Below are 18753 nucleotides of genomic sequence, written 5' to 3' on the forward strand. Positions count from 1 at the left end.
CCTGCCGCAAATGAAGTGCGCAAATCCGGTTAGATAACCCAATTGCGTCGTTTTCGGAAAGGCATACGATGATTTTTCATCGAGTTCTTCTAACAGGTGCCGCGGGCAATCTTGGCTCCATACTCCGACGCGAGCTCTCTCCGAAAGTGAAGCTGCTAAGAAGTACGGACATCGCGCCACTGAGCGGATCCTATGAGAACGAGCAGTGTGTGGTCGCGGATCTCGGCGATCCTACGGTTGCTGACGGCCTGGTGTCCGGCGTTGATGCCATCATCCATTTCGCGGGCATCGTTAAAAAGGATGTCGATTTCGCGGACGTTAATCGGGTGAGCATCATGGGGATGCACAGTCTCTATGACGCTGCCGTCCGCCATGGGGTCAAGCGGGTCGTGTTTGCTAGCTCCATTCATGTGGTGGGCTTTTACGAACAAACTGATATCATTGATGCTCACGCGCTGGTAAGGCCCGACACCTACTACGGGCTTGCCAAAGCGTTCGGCGAAAACCTCGCCCAGCTATATTGGGATCGCCACGGCCTCGAGACAGTATCGATCCGGATCGGGGCAAGTGAAGCCATAGCGTCAAATCATAGGCAGTTGAGATCGTGGCTTTCATTCGGGGACATGGTTCGCTTAGTCGAAGCTTCGCTTACCGCGCCGCGGGTCGGACATACCATCGCCTTCGGAACCTCTCGCAACGGTGCGAGCTTCTGGGATGATCGTTTGGCGCGGCACCTTGGGTACAGCCCGCAGGATAGTGCGGATGTTTTTCGTACTGAGATCTTGGCTAAAGACCACATCCCGATCTTAACGATCCGGTTGTCCGCTTCCAGGGCGGCCTGTGGGCCGTCTAGTCTTGTAGTTCGAAGATTGCAGTCTGCTGACCGAGATTTCTCAGGTCATGACCTTGGCCAACGCGGCCAGAACGACTGGCTCTATGGAGGGCACATCAAATTAAGTTGGTTGCGGCAATTCTCCGATGCTGAGCGGGACAGGCAGAGCCCCGCCGGGAAATAAACAGTCAGATTCTTCATGGCGTCGGGTCCTTCCGTCGAGTTTTACCACAGCCAGCGTCCCGCATCCTCGATCCTGCACAATTCGCTGTTGCCGTCCGGCTGACGATATATCGACACTCTTCCATTGATCAGGCGAGTGCTCATCGTCTGCAACTCGAAAAGCGCAGCTTCAGCTGTTCCGGCGAATCCATATCAAATGGCAGAATAGAATGTGCCCGGATGTGGAACGCGCCATTCCGCTCCTTGAACTCGATCTGCTGGCCGCAAGCCCGAAGGAGCTCCACGAGAAATGTCGTGATGGACGCGGCGTCGGTCCCAGATACTCCGAGGTCCCTCCTCAACTCATGGGTATATTGTATTGCGGTCACTCGCATGACCTGGCCGAGCAGGAAGTACGTCTGCTCACCGAACATCTGGAGGAGGCATTCAACGGTCGTTCTCACATTTTCCCGCGACCAGTTCCGCCTCGCCCTGAGGATGCGTGCCTCAGGCCACAGTAGCGGATCCAGGCGAGGCGCCGCTGCGGGATCGAACTCCGGTATGTGTTGGGAAGCCTCGTATCAAAATTCTTCTCCCTGGCGTAGATCTTGATCGTACTCGATAAAGTAACCCTCATCGCTGGCTTCCGCTTCCATGATGAATTTGGTACCCAGCCGAGGCGCGGGCAACCATTAGCTGGCCATTCCGGGGGTGCCAGGCGGTAAAGGTCTTCCGGCGGAGGGACCCGGGTAGCGCCATCATGGCAATTCCCGCAAAAGCCCACATCGGCGCTGTGTAGCGGATCCAAACCTTCTTCGGCGACTCTTCGATGTACTCCATCGATAGACCGCCGGGTTGCGTTAGTCAGGTGATGGTATTTGGCCGCGGCCACCGCCGGGGTCTCGTCGTCGCGGATGCCGAGCTTTCGCAGTCCTTCTTGATAATGACCAACCTGTTGCTGGCGTAAGACCCGGACGTAAAGCTCGCAAACTGCGTTCTCTCCCGTTTCCCGGTAGGTGATCGCGCAGAGGCCGGCGAAGGTGCGTCCCCAGAGCTTGTTAGCAACCTCGCAGTCGGTATGCAACTGGGCCACATCATCCATTTCCGTTCAAGCCCCTGGCTCCGGGGTAAGCCATCAAAACGGTCAGGAGAGTCGCCTCCAGGCTGATTGACAGGGTGCTGCCTAGGACACGTCGGAACAGAAGTTCGTTGACCGGCGCGATGTAGTGCTGGGTCGCAGGTGAGCAATCTAGACTGACCGTCACGTAAAAACTAGCCGCATTAGAAAACGCCCGCGAGCGGCAACGGCGCGGGAATCAAGCATGCCCGGCCTTCCAACGGTCGCATCGTAAAGGATGACATGGCCTACAATCGGGTTGATTGTTGGCGGAAGAGATTCATTCCGCCGCCGAAATCCTAATCAAGCGGTCGACTAAGCCGCCGTCAAATCAACAGCCATTGCTTGAAGCGGGTCTGCAGCTTGTCGAAATTGTCCGCCCACCATTCATCGTCGACAATGGCTGAATTCGGCCCTTTCATATCGGGGAGCCACTCGCGCGATGCCGCGCTCATCAGCGGAATGGCCTGCTGGTTGTTCGGGATGATACCCATCTCATCCATCAAAGCAGCTTGGCGATCGGGCTGCAGTGTAAAGGCGATGAATTGCATCGCCTCCGCCTTGTTCATGCTGGCCTTAGGGACCGTGAAATAGGCCGCGCCAAAGATGACTTGCTGCAGCGAAAAATCGATCGAGATGTTCGATTCTTTTGCGACCTTCGCCCTATTGGAATAAGTGTACGAGAAGTCCCCCTCTCCAGTCTGGAGGAGCATAATTGTCTGCGGCGTCTGTTCGACCCACTTGGCGACGAAGGGCTTGATTGCATCGAGCTTGCGAAAGCCGCGCTCGACATCGAGCGGATAAAGTTGCTTTGGCGGCACGCCATCGGCAATTAGGGCGAGCTCCAACATTTCCGAGATGCGGTTTCGCAATGCGCGGCGGCCCGGGAACGCGTTGGTATCGAAAAAATCCTTGAAGTTCGTGGGGTGCTTGCCGGCCGGATGCGTTTTGGGATTGAAGGCGATGCCTCCGGCATAGAAGTAGAGACCAGCACGATCTTCGGCGATCGGGAGGGTCAGATTATCCGACTTGATGATGTTACGGTCGAGCGGCGCCCAAAAACCCTGTTTCGTGCCGGACACAGCCATAGCTCCAGGGGCATCGACTACGTCCCATTCGGACGTTCCCATAATGCTTTGCGCCTTAAGCTTGGCGAGGTCTGGCCCGTCCGCCACTAGCACGTTTATTCCAGTCTTCTTGATGAAAGGAGTGATCCAGTGCTTCTTCATCGCCTCGGCGTAAGATCCTCCCCAAGTCACCACGGTGATAGCTTTGGATTGAGCGCGGGCCGATCTGCTCAGCGCCGGAGCGACAATCGTGCCGGCAGCGCTGGCGCCGGCGCCAATCAATAGCTGGCGCCGGTTGGCCTGGATTAACTTCTTAGTCATCTCGATAACCCCTTTTGTTGATTGAAAAAACTGCCGACTAGAATAAGCGATCAGGACCTTCTTCGATTTTTCCAGGTCTCGATCCAAATATCGTTCGCCGAGCACCCCTCAACGATCTCTTGAAGCTGACCTTTGCCGTCAGCATGCAAACGATGGCCAGGGAGAATTCGGCCCTCGGCATAACGCTGGCGATCTTTCCTCAGACTGTCGAATCATCTCGCTCGTCCAAGTGCGGCGAAGTTACCGGTTCGAACCTCGTGAAGCAGGTGGTGCTTTCGACCTTTCACGAGGTGATCGCAGGTGATGTCATGGCCGCACTCCACGAAGTGTCCAGTCACCATGCCGGTAGAGCTTTGTGTAAACGACACCGAGGCGCGAGCGACCGAGCCAAGTACCGTGTCTCCTTCTTGATCGGACGGGTTGGGGCGCGCGAATACGCGTCGGCGCTCCGGATCTGGACGACGCGATCACTGCAACGCTATAGAATGGCGAGAAGATCGACTTTTGCGCCCTTCTCGGCCTTGACGAATCTCCTGCTCTCCGATTGGCGAAGCGAGGCACAACGCAATCGCCTTCCAGGAGTGGGCCGGCGATTTCCTGAGGCATCTGCAGAAGATCACGCAAGGTCGTGCCGCCGGCGAACGGTGCAGAAGACGCGATTAACAGACTCTTGATCACGCGCAAGGCTGAGCTCGGGGATCGTCTGCATCGAAAACGCCTCTGGCTTCCACGGCGGACACTTTTCGGTGTCCGAACAAACGAAGATTAAGTGTGTCGCGATTGCGGGCGATCGACCAATACCAATTGAAGGAGAGTTCAATACCGGTCTGGCATTGATCTGTTTTCCCGCGCTATCGCGGGAAAGCGACACCCTATAGGTTGGGGCTGCTGCGCTCGCTGCTTTGGATCGAGATCGGCTTCTCGGTGAAGCACGTGAGCAAGCGATCGCATCGCCTTTTAAGCCACGCCGCCCGCACCGGATCTCATTCTTGGAAAGACCATAGCCGTGCATACGACGCTCGCGTCATGCGCCCGTCGTTGAACGCCTGAGGTCGCGAAGAGCCTCACGCAACGCGCATGTGATGCCGCCACAGCTTCACAAGCGTGCCGCTCTTTTAACTAGACGCCATGGCGATGGGATCGACTCTTTCTGTCGCGACCAGACACTTCATAGCGCGTGACAGCCCCCGGGCGCCAACCACGGCCGCATTCCGCAGATGACGCTAGAGTTGCATGTCGATGAGTCGTCGATACCAAGTCCGCAATCAAAGGTCTCATGTCATCAAACAAGGCCGGCGAGGAATGAAGCGCCAGCGAAAGCCGCCGATGAGCGCATCCGTGTCGAAATGGTCCGTGGCGCGCATGTACTCGGGCCCTTTAGCCCAGTAATCAAGCCACCAGCTAGCGAACTTCAACTTTTCTGAGCCGCGGTTAAGTGGCATGCTCACCGGATCGGGCACGGCGAGTTTCAAAAAACTCACGGATCTTCCTTTGAGGAATCCCTGTAGCAAAGGCCTCTTGATACGCGACCAACGCCATTTTCATCGCGCTGGAATAGCGCTCTTGGTCGAATTGGCGGTTCGCCACTTTTGAGAGCTTGTACGCTATAGGGGATTGCTTCGAGAGACGGCAAGCGGCAGCCAGCGCGGCCTCCAGAACCTGCGACGGCTCTACGATCTCGTGGATGAAGCCGAGTTGCTTCGCCTCCTCAGCGTCCATAAGCCGCCCCTGTAGTGCGAGCTCGATCGCCCGACGGCCAATCCGTTCCCACATTAGCCACGTGCCGAAAACGCTGGGCAGTCCCGAGCTCACCTCAGTTTGGCCCATCCTGACGCCCGGATGAGCAACCACATAATCGCAGAATTGCGTGACCTGGAAGCCGGAACCCGCGGCGACGCCATTGATCGCCGCGACTAGCGGTTTGCTGAATTGTCTGACTGTATCGTAACAACTCTCAAACCTTTTCAGCCACGGCACTATATTCACTCCATCTCTGAATTCCTCCAGTTCAGTCAAATCCTGACCGGAGCAGAACGCTTTGTCGCCCGCGCCTATGAGGACGACTGCCTCGACATTCGCGTCAGTTTCAGCGGCAAGCAGCTTGCGCGCGAGCTCGTCACGCAGAGCCGCCGTCCAGGAATTATAGCTTTCCTGTCTGTTGATCGTGAGCACCAGGACGCGTTCCCGCATCTCGGAAAGCAAATCTTCTGCTTTGTAGGCAAACTTCCGGCCTTCCATTATCGTCTTCTCCCTAGCCTGCCCGCGCCGGTTTGTACCCGGCTCGCTCGGCATCCCACGCGTTTTCGAGCTTGATTTCGATCTCGCCTTTCTTGATACGCTGCGTCGGTCCACGCGGAAAATCGTCGACGATTTGAATGAATCTTGGCACCTGATAGTACGCAAGGCGCTCGCCGCAGAACTTGGCGATTTCCAGAGGATTTGGCTCTGAGCCCTCACGCAGCTTGACGACTGCGAGGATGTCCTGGTCTCCCAACGGTGAAGGGACCCCGACGACCGCAGATTCTTCAACACCTGGCGCCGCGTTGAGTACGCGCTCGACTTCCCACGCGGACACGTTTTCGCCGCGGCGGCGCAGCGCATCTTTTTTCCGGCCTTTGAAGAAGAAGTTGCCGTCCTGGTCGATCGTTGCTGTATCGCCCGTGTAAACGCAACCATCCGCGCGCAAGACTTCCGCCGTTTTCTCGGGCTCGCCGAAGTAACCTGTCATCGTGACGCCGGCGATCTTCGGTTTCAGCACAATTTCTCCCATCACTCCCGGTCCAACGCGCTTGCCTTCCTCGTCGATGAGCCAGCAGTCGAACTCCTCGACGGGAGTGCCGACGGAGCCGACCACCCCTCGCAAATTCAAATGAGTGAAATTCTGCCCCTCTGTGAGTCCGTATCCTTCGCGCACCTTCAGCTCGAAGCGATTCTCGAATTTGCGCCAGCTCTCGGTAGGGCAGCCTCCCCCCCACGCAATCGAGACCGGGTTGTTCCGCTCGCTCTCTGTTGGAGGCTGGGACAAGATGATGTTCACCAGTCCGCCCAGATAGTGCAGTTTGGTTGCCCCCGCTTCCGCGATCTGGTCCCAAAGACGGGAGGCGCTGAAGCGCTCCACCATGTGGATGCTCAGTCCCTTGTGCAAGGCCATCATCACGGTCATCCATGCCGCAACGTGATAGAAGGGCTCCCACAAGAAATAGGTATCGTCGCGCTGAGCGTCGGAGAGGATGGCGGCGTTCTTTGCCCCGACCCAGTACCAGCGTTCCGACAATATTCCTCCCTTCGGCGCTCCTGTCGTTCCAGAGGTGTAGTTGATCCCGAACGGATCATCGAGAGATCGCGGTGCAGCTGAACCCAACGAATGGCTGCCGCGCAGGAGCATATTCAGGTCGAACTCGCCCTTCCGCTGGGCTCCATCTTCAAACCAAAGCACGGAAGGCCGATGCGGTATGACGGACAACGCTTGGCAGATTGAATCAGCATACGCGCGATTGGCCACCAGCAGACGTGGTCTACAGCTGTTCAGCTGCAGCTCCAGGCCCGCGGCCTTCAGATGTATACTGAATGGCACAGCCATTGCACCGACCCAAGACGCGGCAAGGAACAGCTGAATATGCTCCATCGAGGACGCCAACATGAAGCCGACCCGATCGCCCGGTCTAACCCCTGCATCTGCGAGCGCCCCGGCCATCTCCTGGACACCATCGAGCAGTTGTTTGAACGTGGTACGCTGTCCGCGAAACGAACAGAAAATGCGTTTGCCACTGTCCGCGGCGCGCGCAAGGAGGAGCTCGGAGATCGTCTGCATCGGAAAACTCTTGATTTTAGTGGCCCAGAACAGATTGTAGGAATGTGCGCGTGCGCGCTGATTCGGGATTGCTAAAGATCTTGTCCGGCGAACCCTGCTCGATAACGCGGCCACCGTCGAAGACGACGATGCGGTCAGAGACCTCGCGTGCAAAACGCATCTCATGCGTGACGATTAGCAACGTCACCTTCGTCTCGTGCGCTACGTCTCGCACCACATCGAGAACCTCTCCGGCGAGCTCAGGGTCCAGCGCTGAAGTGATTTCATCGAGCAGGAGTATCTCAGGCTTCAGGACGAGCGCCCGCGCGATCGCAATACGCTGCTGCTGACCTCCAGAAAGCTGCGCAGGATATGCATGCACTTTGGCTTCAAGGCCTACCATCCGAAGGTATTTGAGCGCGCTCGTCTGAGCCTGATCTGTGGCCTGTCCCAACGCGGTCGTCGGTGCCAACACGAGGTTCTGCAGTACGGTCAGATGCGGAAACAGATTGAATTGCTGAAAGACCATACCACACCGGCGGCGGATTCGCGCCTCCTGCGAGCTGGAGAGCGGTTTGCCCGTAGCATCGAAGAGGATGCTTTCGCCAAAGACGCGGATATTGCCGCCGGTGGGCTTCTCAAGGGTCATCGCCAAACGCAGTACAGTCGTCTTTCCTGAACCGCTCGGGCCGATCAGCGTAACCTTTTCGCCCGGCCGCACCAACAGATCCAGATCGATGAGAACGGGGTGAGCGCCGAATGACTTCGAGACCTTTTCGAATTCGATGGCGTGCATGGCCTGTACCGATTTGGGGGTGGCTGCCTTTACCGGCTTGGAGGCTAAACCGGTTCCTGGCACGAAGCCGCCTGTAAGGCCAATCACGGTGCTAAACATGCTCGTCCCTGAATCGGCAGATGAGATAGAGGAACGGCAGGTTCATGAAGATATAAATAAGGCCCGCAATGGTGAATGGCTCGAGATAGCGGAAGTTTTCGTAGCCAGCGACTTGAGCTTCGCCAAGCAGTACAGGCACCCCGATCGCAAAGAGGAACGCGGATGTCCGAAACAGCGCAAGTACGTAGTTGAGGAGCGCAGGGATGGACCGCTTTATCATCAACGGAACAAGCACGCATCGCCAGGTTGTCGATGGACTCAAACTGAGCGCCACACAAGCATCGCGCAATTCCGCTGGGATTGTGACCAGGCTGCCTCGGTATACCTCGGAACAGAACGCAGCGTAGACAACACCCAGCACGGCGATGCCAATCGGCATTGCGGGAAGGGTGAACCCCACTTCCGGCAAGACATAGAAAGCGAAATAGAGAAGCACCAGGATTGGCACTCCCCGGAAAAGTTCAAGCAGGAAACGCACGAACATTCGACCGAGCTTGGTACTCACATTCTCCAAGATCGCAAGCAGAAGACCAGCTGTCAGCGCAATCGCCGAACTCGCAAACGTTACTAGGACGGTGTACCAGACCCCGACCATCAGGCGCGGCAGGATCTGAACAGCATAGCCCCAATCCCACGTCATTGAGCAGCTCCCGCGAGCGCGGTCGCATCGGGCGCGACCTGAACTGGGACGCGCGCGGCTCGCAATGCCCGGTTCAACGGAAGCACACTCTCAAGCGCGCGAAACGCAGCGGCGCAAAACAGGCACAGGATCCAGTAAACCGCAGCCACGAGGCAAAACACGGTGGCCGACTCGAACGTTTGGTTGCGAATGTTATTCGCAACATAGAGCACATCTTGTACACCAACGAAGCTCACGATCGAGGTCCATTTGATCATGTCTCTTGCTAAGCTGCCGAAACCGGGGACGATCTGCGAAAGCGCCTGTGGCAGAACCACCTTGGTGAGGCTCTGTATTCTACTCAGCCCGAGTGCATGACACGCATCAGTTTGCCCGCGATGCACGGCCTGAATGCCAGCTCGCACGATCTCGGCACCGTAAACGGCTCCATCGAGCGACAGCACAAGGATCGAGGCCGCAAGCGGACTCAGCTGCGGCATTCCGCGTATCAGCGGCAGCACATAGAAGACCCAAAACAGGAGAACCAGAGCCGAGGGGCCACGAATGAATTCGATCAAGAGAATCGAGCTTACTCGGATCACCGGCGTCTTGGAGAGCCTTAACGGGCCAAGGATAAGCGCGCCTAGTGCCGCACCCAGAATGATGCAAAACGCTACCGATACGGTGACCCACAAGCCATACGCAAGTGAAGGCCAGTACTCCAACACAGCTTTCACTGCAGTTCTTCCTTACTCACAGCCGGGCAGGACGCTACTGGCCTTGTTCAGGCTGGGAACCATATAACTCTTAGTGAGCTTGCGCTGTAGCGCGTCGAGCTTCTGCATTGTCCGCTACTATGCAACGCCTTCATCGTGCACGGTCTGAGCTGTTCCCTGAATGAGAAGAGAGCCACTGGCTTCCGCAGACTCAAATACGAGCAAGCCGTCAATGCGAGCTGCAACGCGGGCCTTTGTGTTGCACGCCATGGCGTCTCCTGCACATCGATTGTGGATCAATTTGCAGTATGAGCGATCGACTTCCGCCAAGGCCAATACCAATTTCAGAAGCATCAATACCAGCCTGGAATTAACGACTCCGGGCTGACCGGGCGCGATGCCGCATTCCGCGACCACAGAGTAGAATTCCAGCATCTCACACTGGGCCGCAGCCTTTGCTTGGTCGAGATTTACGGGTTGAAGCGCAAGTTCACGCGCAAGTGAGCGTCTTAGCTCTCACCTACCAAGTGCTCGGGCGCGTCTCAGCTGGAGACCTCAGGCCGAAGAAAAAATGGCCGCCCTACAGGGGGCGGCCAGTGGTCGTCCGTCGAGGGAGGAATAAAGGTACGACGAACAAGTTCAGGGATCAGTGACCGATCCAGCAAATTCCGAAAATGCTTTGCGCAAAGACAACGCGAAGCCGGCGCCAGCGATCCTGCGAAATTGCTCTTATCGCCCCCGTTAATCCAATACCAATTTTAGATTGATCAATATCGGATTGGAATTGAGCGAGCCTAATGTCGCCGCAGCACGGACGATTGCGCAAGGCGTACTGTCCAAAGTCGCAAATGCGCGGCTACCCTGCGGATCAATGATGAATTCAACCTGATCCGTTTGGCCTCATCGGTCCTGATCGCAGGAGGCCAATCGCTTTCAGGTAAGCAGCCGGCTTGAAGATAGCTCACACCGAGCTCTCAAATGTCGATTGAAAAATACACAGTCATATTCTTCCGGCTTTCGCCGTATTCGCAGGTGAAGTGTCCACCAGCAAGCGTCTAGAGGTTGCACGGCGTCAGCATCGATCCGCAACTAACCCTCTCCCTACCGGTTGGTATTGTTTTGAGCGGCTGGTGCGGCAAATCGAGGGGTGGCCAGTGCCCGATCACCAGGGAGCCCGCGCTTCACAATGATCCATGGCGCTTTTCAAAGGTCCGTCGATCGGCAGACCGAATGTACCGACAAAAACAGCGGACAGATCCAGTCGGGCAGACTCATCGACACCGGCCCAGCCACGATCGCGGTGACATAGCCGTCGAGCATGGGAAGCCTCGTGGCGAAGGATGCTGCTCGGCGCGAGCCTGCAGCCGAGGCTCAAGCCCGTCGAGCCGCATCGCGGCTGCCGCCGTCGATGATGAAGTTGATGATGAACGGCGGCGTCGGCTCATGCAGCAGGCGTATTTGGGACGGATCGTCGGCAGTACCCACAGGATCGCCGGGATCACGTCCAGCACCTCCCTGACGTCCTCGACCGATCTTGTGAAGCTGACCCTGACGCATCCTCGTAGTCCTTCTGGATGGACAACCGGCACCACGCAGCGATCGGGTATGGGAGAGTAGCCGCTTGCTCTTGATGTCGGTCGCGAATGTACCGGCTTCCTCCAGCACGGCTTGTGCGATATCAGCGTCGAAATCGCCGTAGTGGCCGGCCTCCACGGCGGCCCCGAAGCCCGCCGTGGTTGAGCGAAAGCAACATGTCGTTGATCGGCGCGCCGTAGGTCATGGAAACCTCATTGGCGCCGTTTCCCACGAAACCGTGGAGGTCTCAATGGCCGGAAACGGCCGTGCGTCGGTGGACCGACCGCGCAGGCACACGGGCCGACGACGATAATCGGAGACAACGCAAACCGCTGGCCGAAACCAGTTTCGGCCGAAGGCGAGGCGCACATTCTCCTTTCGAAAGTCGTCTCAGTCGGCTTGTTGCGGTCAGTTGAAACCTGTGTTGTGCCTAGCCGCTCCTCGCCCATGCGGTTGCGCCAGCGCGTCAGCGATGAGCAATCGAACACCAGCCCGTGCTGGAAGAACTCCTCGCCGCAGAAGTATTGGTAATAGGGATTCTCGACCCACCGCTCGCACAGCACCTCGTCGGACAGGTCGTAGGTGTGTTTGAGGATCGCCAGTCCTGCCATCAGGCGCGTCGGCAGCGGCGGCCGGCCGGGATCATTGGTGTAAACCTCGCCGAACCGCTCTTCCAGGAAGTTCCAATCCACCGTCCGCCCCAGCGCCACCAGCGGATGCTTCATGTCGATGATCTGATCGAGCCGGGAGCGGAAAAGATCCTGCTCTCCCGTCTCGCTCCGCTCCCGTGGTCGCATCTCGTCCCCTCGCCAATGCAGTCCGAGGCGAGTGAATCACAAATCACGTTTGCAAGGAATCCCGCTCCAAAGGCCCGCTTTCCGGCAAATCCGGTTACAGCAAGACACCGCTTCTGGATTCCCAATCAACGGTTTGGGAATTCTTCACAGACGACGGAATAGACGTGCGGCATGCATCTCTTATTTGTCGTCTTTGCGATCTTTTAATTTGGAGCGCTTACTTTCTGCGTCGGATCAAGAGAGTCCCTCGCACACTGCGGCTACGATCCTCGTGCCCGCCAGATCAATCCGCGTGCTTCGGGCGACTCACATTTCACAAGCTTTCGGTCAATCGTTTACTTCGTCCAAAGCTACCACGAAAGCTTCGAGCGCTCTAAATTGCTCGTTCGCGGCAGCATCACCACGGATTCGCTTTATCGCAACAGAGGACGCATCGTGACGCCGCTCAAATTACTACTACCGATCTGCATCGCGACTTTGGCGGCCAGCATCTCTTCGGCACTTGCCTGGGCGTAACTTGGCCATTCCGTGATCGCGGAGTGGCCCAACGACACTTGAGTCCGGCCGCGCAAGCCAAGTTAAAGAGCTGATCGGCGACACCTCAAGCCGGACCTTCCAAGCCGCCCTTCGGTCGTGGAAAGGTGGCGTTGCTCTATCGCACATCGTGCAACCCACCTAAACCGAGGAGGCCTCTGAGACCATAGACGGTTCGCTGGGCCGCGCCGCTATCTCGACCCACAAACTCAACGCCGCCGCCCCGACCTCAAACCAGCACGAAGCCGCGCTCAGCAACAACGCATGTCCAAGAGGGACGAGATTTTTCAAGTAATGCGTCGATTCGCGCCCGTAAGCAACGGAAAGGCTGAGTGGTCGCGTCTATAGCAAAAGTAGTCACAATATCTCTTCAGCGCTTCCACATCTCGCAGGTAACCCGAACCTAAAGGCCGCGAACACTCGCTGCACGTTCGGACGGCCCGGCGTCCTTTGATTTACCACGACAAGCTTCATGGCGTGAATTCCGTAGGTGGGCCCCCGTTGATCCGCCGCCTATCGTTGTATCGGATGGCCCATGTTTGTATTGTTCTTTCGCATGGATGGCGCTCCAACGAAGCCACCCGAAAAATGTTCAGGCACGATGCTTGATGCGCACCTCTGCAACCTTTGCCTGCGGTTCGGTGGCATGGACCAAGCCGCGAGCGAAGCGAAACCATTGACGATCGGACTCCCGACGCGCATTGAAACGGTCGACGCATTTCTTGGAGCAAAGCGCCGTTCGCCACCAGTAATGGCGGATTAGCCCGAATTTCCCGCCGCACACCGCGCAGCATTTCGCTGAACCGCCGTGCAAGCTATGAGAGCTGTTTCGCATTCTCGCCTCCGATGGACATTACGTGGTTCGCTCCCTGCATTTTCTTCCGCTTAGCATGCACCCGGGACGACCGTCGGCCGGAGACCTGAAGGTTGATGTGCCTCTCCTTGACGCATCAGCCCTCTCCATCTGCACACTATGTTCATAGCGTCGTCGGCGTGGTGATGGCATCATGCCGAAATGGGTCACGCGACTCCTCGCAGAGAATCGCGCCGATTATTGCGCCCGAACGGTGGCCCGGTACTTACTCTCACCGAGAAGCCGGACTAGCCGAGTTCGATAACGATACCTTCAGGCCAATGAAGAACCCGTACTGTAAGGCAACGTTAACCCAAGCCCCTGCGACAATGCCAATACCAATCTCAGGCAGATCAGTATCGGATTGGAATTGGTGTGGTGCTTGCCTGAAGCCCCTCGCGGTGACCCATCCCATCTGAGGTGCGGTACAGGTTGCTGTACTGTGGCCAGGCTGACTATCGGGTGATCGAAAGCTGAGCTCCGTAAAGCACTCAAGCGAAGGCATGTGCGGCGTAGCGGACCGCAGCGCAGATTTTATCAAGATGCGACGCGGTAACGCAATGAGGCGACATGGGAGATCGTATTGCCGAGCGGCCGCAGCAGCAAAATTCGGTTTGTGAAGAAGGCCTCCGAGCTTCGAGCCGGCGTCCGCGAGATAGCCGTCATCGCTCGTTTTCAGATCGAGTGCTGTGATAGTGCCGATCCGACGGACGTTTGCAAAAAAAGCCCCGTCTTCGCGGAATGGCTCAAGTGCCTGCCCCTGCGTTGCGGCCACCGAGGCCACACGCTGACGATACTTGCATTGTTTCCAGAGATCCAGGCTGGCATTTGCAGCAGCGCACGCCACTGGATTGGCAGTATATGAGATCGAATGCGTACGGGTGCGATGCTTCGAGTAATTCGCCTCGAAGATATCGGCCCGGCAAAGAGTCACCGCAAGTGGAAGCGCGCCTCTCGTAATTCCGATAATAGGCAATATCGGGCACGATATTGGCCTGCTCGCACGCGAATAATGTTGCGGCGCCCCCAGCCTGTCATCCCCCCTCAGCAATGAAGAGGGCGTCCGACGCCTCGCAGATCCGCTTCATCTCTCTTAGCACCCAGGCCAGATACATCAGGATTCCGCCAGCCCCCAATACCAGAGGCTCCACAATAAGAGCCGGCCGGCATTTGGTGGTCAGGGTGGTCAGCAGCACATCGCCGATGAAGATCGAGCTCGCGCGTCGGCAAGAAAGCACAGCGCCTTGAGTTCACTCTTACGTTTCCGTCAGTGCTAACGGGCGGCTCTTTGAGCGCTCGGCCTAGACCCTATGTTTGCCCTCTGAGGTGACGGGCGGCCCGCCCCGCGACAAGCTCCTATCGAGGGTTGCGCCGGATGGTCCGGCGCCGAGCCTCAAGCATGGGGAGCGGGCCTGATGAACGATAGCATTTTCGTGGGGCTGGATGTGCACAAGGCGACGATTTCGGTTGCAGTGGCCGAAGGGATGCGCGGCGGGGAAGTTCGTAACTTGGGGATCATCCCTAATCGCGCTGATCAAATCGCCAAGCTGGCGACGAAGCTTGGCAAGGGTGACCGGCAGGTAAGTTTTTGCTACGAGGCCGGACCCTGCGGATATGGCCTGCATCGACAAGTGACGGGACTGGGGCACAACTGCATCGTGGTGGCCCCCTCGCTGATCCCGATGAAGGCTGGGGATCGGGTCAAGACGGACCGGCGCGACGCGGCGATGCTGGCCAAGCTGCACCGGAGCGGCGAGCTGACGGCGGTGTGGGTTCCGGATGCAGCGCATGAGGCCATGCGCGACTTGGTGAGAGCCCGCGCCACTGCGATGCGTGTGCTCGGCAAGGCGCGGCAACATCTCCAAAGCTTCTTGCTGCGCCATGGGCGTATCTATGCCGGCAAGAGGGGCTGGACCCTGGCTTATCGTCGCTGGCTCACCACGGTGCGCTTCGATCACCCGGCGAGCCAAATCGTTCTGCAGGACTACATTCATGCCGTGACCGACGCTGAGGCCCGTGTGGACTGCTTGACCAAGCGGATCGAAGAGCTGGCGCCACAATGGTCGATGACGCCATTCGTTGAGGCCGTGCAGGCCATGCGCGGCGTCGCCTTCATCGTTGCCGTGACCGTGGTTGCTGAGGTCGGCGACTTCGCCCGCTTCGACAATCCCCGCCAGTTGATGGCCTTTCTCGGCCTCGTGCCGTCGGAGCATTCGAGCGGCGCAACCATCCGACGCGGCGGCATCACCAAGGCTGGCAACGCTCTGGCCAGGCGGGCTCTGATCGAGGGGGCATGGACCTATCGCATGCAAGCTCGCGTCAGTCGCAAGCTCCATGACCGTAACGAGCGCCTGCCTCAAGCTATTCGCGATATCGCCTGGAAGGCCCAGGTCAGGCTGTGCGCCCGCTATCGCCGCTTGTCGGCGGCCGGCAAACCCAAGGTGATCGTCACCACCGCCATTGCACGCGAGATGGTCGGATTCCTGTGGGCGATCGCTCGTCAAGTACAACTCGGGCCGGCCGCCTGAAAGAGCGCTGCTCGACCATATCGGTGCCCAGGGCAGGAGGCAGGGCGCGGTGGGGAATCCTCGTGGCCTGTTATGAGCCGGCATTGCCGACGCTCGCCCCCTAGACCGAGGCAGCCCCAAGACGAAACCACGGTCATGCGGTAGCCAACCCGCGCATGAGAGCTTGATCAACCGTCGTCTTGGCCCTGCCTCCTACCGTGGGCACCTTCGAAGTCCAGCGTCCGGGCGCTCAGCCGGAAGCGGCTTCGCTTGATCGAGTCGCTTGACAGCAAACATGAGAGCAGGCTGTTGGAGAACTCAGCAGCGTTCGCAAACGAAGCCTGAATCGTCGCCATCGTGTATGTAGGTGGCCGACGAGCCTGCCACCAGTGCCGATTATAGCCCATCCGCGACCGCAGACGGGATCATTCTCATCGTGCCTGTCCCATGAACTCGGCGCAGGGCGAACCGTCTCGCGCGCCGTAGCGGACGTCGAGGAAGCCCTTCAGTGCGCAGCTTCACCAATGAGATCGCGGCCGAGATCGCGCGGATTGTTGTCGAGAAGGCGGCGGATCGCGTGGGCCTCGTCAGCCATGGCACCAAGGTCATCCGCGGGTACACCGAGGGTCTCCGAAGGCGATTTCACCGTCGGACTCGCCATCGAAGGTGAGCCTCTTCGACAAGATCGAGGAAGTCGCTGTCCCAGTTGTCCTGATGTAGCGAGACCGAATTTTGAACCACCCAGAACTAGGGTGTTTCGCCCTTGTGCAGCGAGGCCGAACTTTAGACCACCCAGACCTAGTGTTTTGCGCCTCTGTCACGTTGCCGGGCTGGATGCGCCGACGTGGTTTTGCAGCAAAAGCGGCGGTCGATTGCCGATCGCCCCGGCGGCGGGCTCGACGGCCGCCCAATCGGCGAATAGAGCGCGGCAAACTCGCGCTCCAGCGCCGACAGCGCCTCGTTCACAATCGTTCGGATCTCTCGCAGCGGATGATCAGCCCGCCCCCCGCGGCTCCAGGTCAACGTAGCTGAACAGCTCGCCCGTTCGATTGTCGCCGCCGCGCACGCACCCTGTCCGAATCTCGTCGGAGCAAATGAATCACGGTCGCCCGTCAGCGGCGAGCACCTTTTTCAACAACCTGCTCTCATGTTTGCTGTCAAGCGACTCGATCAAGCGAAGCCGCTTCCGGCTGAGCGCCCGGACGCTGGACTTCGAAGGTGCCCACGGTAGGAGGCAGGGCCAAGACGACGGTTGATCAAGCTCTCATGCGCGGGTTGGCTACCGCATGACCGTGGTTTCGTCTTGGGGCTGCCTCGGTCTAGGGGGCGAGCGTCGGCAATGCCGGCTCATAACAGGCCACGAGGATTCCCCACCGCGCCCTGCCTCCTGCCCTGGGCACCGATATGGTCGAGCAGCGCTCTTTCAGGCGGCCGGCCCGAGTTGTACTTGACGAGCGATCGCCCACAGGAATCCGACCATCTCGCGTGCAATGGCGGTGGTGACGATCACCTTGGGTTTGCCGGCCGCCGACAAGCGGCGATAGCGGGCGCACAGCCTGACCTGGGCCTTCCAGGCGATATCGCGAATAGCTTGAGGCAGGCGCTCGTTACGGTCATGGAGCTTGCGACTGACGCGAGCTTGCATGCGATAGGTCCATGCCCCCTCGATCAGAGCCCGCCTGGCCAGAGCGTTGCCAGCCTTGGTGATGCCGCCGCGTCGGATGGTTGCGCCGCTCGAATGCTCCGACGGCACGAGGCCGAGAAAGGCCATCAACTGGCGGGGATTGTCGAAGCGGGCGAAGTCGCCGACCTCAGCAACCACGGTCACGGCAACGATGAAGGCGACGCCGCGCATGGCCTGCACGGCCTCAACGAATGGCGTCATCGACCATTGTGGCGCCAGCTCTTCGATCCGCTTGGTCAAGCAGTCCACACGGGCCTCAGCGTCGGTCACGGCATGAATGTAGTCCTGCAGAACGATTTGGCTCGCCGGGTGATCGAAGCGCACCGTGGTGAGCCAGCGACGATAAGCCAGGGTCCAGCCCCTCTTGCCGGCATAGATACGCCCATGGCGCAGCAAGAAGCTTTGGAGATGTTGCCGCGCCTTGCCGAGCACACGCATCGCAGTGGCGCGGGCTCTCACCAAGTCGCGCATGGCCTCATGCGCTGCATCCGGAACCCACACCGCCGTCAGCTCGCCGCTCCGGTGCAGCTTGGCCAGCATCGCCGCGTCGCGCCGGTCCGTCTTGACCCGATCCCCAGCCTTCATCGGGATCAGCGAGGGGGCCACCACGATGCAGTTGTGCCCCAGTCCCGTCACTTGTCGATGCAGGCCATATCCGCAGGGTCCGGCCTCGTAGCAAAAACTTACCTGCCGGTCACCCTTGCCAAGCTTCGTCGCCAGCTTGGCGATTTGATCAGCGCGATTAGGGATGATCCCCAAGTTACGAACTTCCCCGCCGCGCATCCCTTCGGCCACTGCAACCGAAATCGTCGCCTTGTGCACATCCAGCCCCACGAAAATGCTATCGTTCATCAGGCCCGCTCCCCATGCTTGAGGCTCGGCGCCGGACCATCCGGCGCAACCCTCGATAGGAGCTTGTCGCGGGGCGGGCCGCCCGTCACCTCAGAGGGCAAACATAGGGTCTAGACGCGCAACAATGCACAATCGACGGTCCGCGAGCCGACATCGATCACCCAAGCGGCGCGGGCAAGCTGAGCACGGGTGAAGACGCGGCTATGAATGGCGCAGCAAGCGAAATTCTGTCGGATCGAGGCGCAACTTCTGCCTGTTGCGAAAGATGCGCAAACTGAAGGAATCGAGTTGATATGTTCGAATACCAGCAGCCTTACTTGGCGGGTTGGCCGCCAAAGCGCCTGATTCGTCGCCCGGCACCGAAGCTTCAAAGTGCGTCGGTGTGAGTGCGCCATTAATCTAAAAACGTGTTGTCAGGGAGGCGGCGGCTAA

The 18753-nt window shown here is 58.6% G+C and carries 11 protein-coding genes and 4 pseudogenes; 3 read left to right on the plus strand and 12 right to left on the minus strand.

Annotated features, from left to right (window positions below; genetic code table 11):
- The first annotated feature begins 68 nt into the window (after nucleotides 1-68).
- On the plus strand, nucleotides 69-1016 hold the full coding sequence (locus ACNJX9_RS34940; RefSeq protein WP_439406598.1) for an NAD-dependent epimerase/dehydratase family protein: 948 nt from the start codon (nucleotides 69-71) through the stop codon (nucleotides 1014-1016).
- A 1421-nt stretch (nucleotides 1017-2437) separates the two neighbouring features.
- Here ACNJX9_RS34940 and ACNJX9_RS34945 read toward each other — a convergent pair.
- The 8 genes and pseudogenes from ACNJX9_RS34945 to ACNJX9_RS34980 all read right to left on the minus strand — a co-directional run.
- Nucleotides 2438-3604 (minus strand): ABC transporter substrate-binding protein, encoded by a 1167-nt coding sequence (locus ACNJX9_RS34945; protein WP_439406600.1) that lies wholly within the window; start codon nucleotides 3602-3604, stop codon nucleotides 2438-2440.
- 1326 nt (nucleotides 3605-4930) lie between these two features.
- Nucleotides 4931-5737 (minus strand): enoyl-CoA hydratase/isomerase family protein, encoded by an 807-nt coding sequence (locus tag ACNJX9_RS34950; protein ID WP_439406602.1) that lies wholly within the window; start codon nucleotides 5735-5737, stop codon nucleotides 4931-4933.
- A gap of 13 nt (nucleotides 5738-5750) precedes the next feature.
- Nucleotides 5751-7310 carry an AMP-binding protein gene (locus tag ACNJX9_RS34955; protein ID WP_439406604.1) on the minus strand — a complete coding sequence of 520 codons (1560 nt, stop codon included), beginning with the start codon at nucleotides 7308-7310 and terminating at the stop codon, nucleotides 5751-5753.
- Between the two features lie 16 nt (nucleotides 7311-7326).
- On the minus strand, nucleotides 7327-8085 hold the full coding sequence (locus ACNJX9_RS34960) for an amino acid ABC transporter ATP-binding protein (RefSeq protein ID WP_439410182.1): 759 nt from the start codon (nucleotides 8083-8085) through the stop codon (nucleotides 7327-7329).
- Nucleotides 8086-8176: 91 nt separating this feature from the next.
- A complete protein-coding gene (locus tag ACNJX9_RS34965; protein WP_439406606.1) occupies nucleotides 8177-8824 on the minus strand; it encodes an amino acid ABC transporter permease in 648 nt (215 codons plus the stop codon).
- On the minus strand, nucleotides 8821-9540 hold the full coding sequence (locus tag ACNJX9_RS34970) for an amino acid ABC transporter permease (protein WP_439406608.1): 720 nt from the start codon (nucleotides 9538-9540) through the stop codon (nucleotides 8821-8823). The genes ACNJX9_RS34965 and ACNJX9_RS34970 overlap by 4 nt, the downstream gene beginning before the upstream one ends.
- 1250 nt (nucleotides 9541-10790) lie before the next feature.
- Nucleotides 10791-11111: an IS66 family transposase zinc-finger binding domain-containing protein gene (locus ACNJX9_RS34975; protein WP_439410183.1), complete on the minus strand. Its 321-nt coding sequence runs from the start codon at nucleotides 11109-11111 to the stop codon at nucleotides 10791-10793.
- A gap of 417 nt (nucleotides 11112-11528) precedes the next feature.
- Nucleotides 11529-11891, minus strand: a pseudogene (locus tag ACNJX9_RS34980) (transposase); the annotation flags it as partial.
- A 1069-nt stretch (nucleotides 11892-12960) separates the two neighbouring features.
- Between ACNJX9_RS34980 and ACNJX9_RS34985 the strand changes: the two are divergent.
- Nucleotides 12961-13188, plus strand: coding sequence for a hypothetical protein (locus ACNJX9_RS34985; protein WP_439406609.1), 228 nt, complete (start codon nucleotides 12961-12963; stop codon nucleotides 13186-13188).
- Nucleotides 13189-13769: 581 nt separating this feature from the next.
- On the opposite strand, the pseudogene ACNJX9_RS34990 reads toward ACNJX9_RS34985, so the two are convergent.
- Nucleotides 13770-14468, minus strand: a pseudogene (locus tag ACNJX9_RS34990) (aminotransferase class III-fold pyridoxal phosphate-dependent enzyme); the annotation flags it as partial.
- A 225-nt stretch (nucleotides 14469-14693) separates the two neighbouring features.
- On the opposite strand from ACNJX9_RS34990, the gene ACNJX9_RS34995 reads away from it, so the two are divergent.
- The gene (locus ACNJX9_RS34995; protein WP_439406611.1) at nucleotides 14694-15806 is read left to right on the plus strand and encodes an IS110 family transposase; all 1113 of its coding nucleotides are present in this window, start codon (nucleotides 14694-14696) and stop codon (nucleotides 15804-15806) included.
- Between the two features lie 297 nt (nucleotides 15807-16103).
- Here the strand turns inward: ACNJX9_RS34995 and ACNJX9_RS35000 are convergent.
- The 3 genes and pseudogenes from ACNJX9_RS35000 to ACNJX9_RS35010 all read right to left on the minus strand — a co-directional run.
- Nucleotides 16104-16297: pseudogene (locus tag ACNJX9_RS35000) on the minus strand (hypothetical protein); the annotation flags it as partial.
- A gap of 376 nt (nucleotides 16298-16673) precedes the next feature.
- Nucleotides 16674-16851: pseudogene (locus tag ACNJX9_RS35005) on the minus strand (IS5/IS1182 family transposase); the annotation flags it as partial.
- 357 nt (nucleotides 16852-17208) lie between these two features.
- On the minus strand, nucleotides 17209-18321 hold the full coding sequence (locus tag ACNJX9_RS35010; protein ID WP_439406611.1) for an IS110 family transposase: 1113 nt from the start codon (nucleotides 18319-18321) through the stop codon (nucleotides 17209-17211).
- Nucleotides 18322-18753: the final 432 nt, after the last annotated feature.

The sequence above is a fragment of the Bradyrhizobium sp. BLXBL-03 genome (assembly GCF_051853015.1).
In the GTDB taxonomy this organism is placed as follows: Bacteria; Pseudomonadota; Alphaproteobacteria; order Rhizobiales; family Xanthobacteraceae; genus Bradyrhizobium; species Bradyrhizobium manausense.

Excerpts from the sequence above, each read along its gene's own strand:
- ACNJX9_RS34940 (WP_439406598.1), top strand. The coding sequence starts at position 69 with ATGATTTTTCATCGAGTTCTTCTAACAGGTGCCGCGGGCAATCTTGGC.
- ACNJX9_RS34995 (WP_439406611.1), top strand. The coding sequence starts at position 14,694 with ATGAACGATAGCATTTTCGTGGGGCTGGATGTGCACAAGGCGACGATT.
- ACNJX9_RS35010 (WP_439406611.1), bottom strand. The coding sequence starts at position 18,321 with ATGAACGATAGCATTTTCGTGGGGCTGGATGTGCACAAGGCGACGATT.
- ACNJX9_RS34965 (WP_439406606.1), bottom strand. The coding sequence starts at position 8,824 with ATGACGTGGGATTGGGGCTATGCTGTTCAGATCCTGCCGCGCCTGATG.
- ACNJX9_RS34950 (WP_439406602.1), bottom strand. The coding sequence starts at position 5,737 with ATGGAAGGCCGGAAGTTTGCCTACAAAGCAGAAGATTTGCTTTCCGAG.
- ACNJX9_RS34960 (WP_439410182.1), bottom strand. The coding sequence starts at position 8,085 with ATGCACGCCATCGAATTCGAAAAGGTCTCGAAGTCATTCGGCGCTCAC.
- ACNJX9_RS34955 (WP_439406604.1), bottom strand. The coding sequence starts at position 7,310 with ATGCAGACGATCTCCGAGCTCCTCCTTGCGCGCGCCGCGGACAGTGGC.
- ACNJX9_RS34985 (WP_439406609.1), top strand. The coding sequence starts at position 12,961 with ATGTTTGTATTGTTCTTTCGCATGGATGGCGCTCCAACGAAGCCACCC.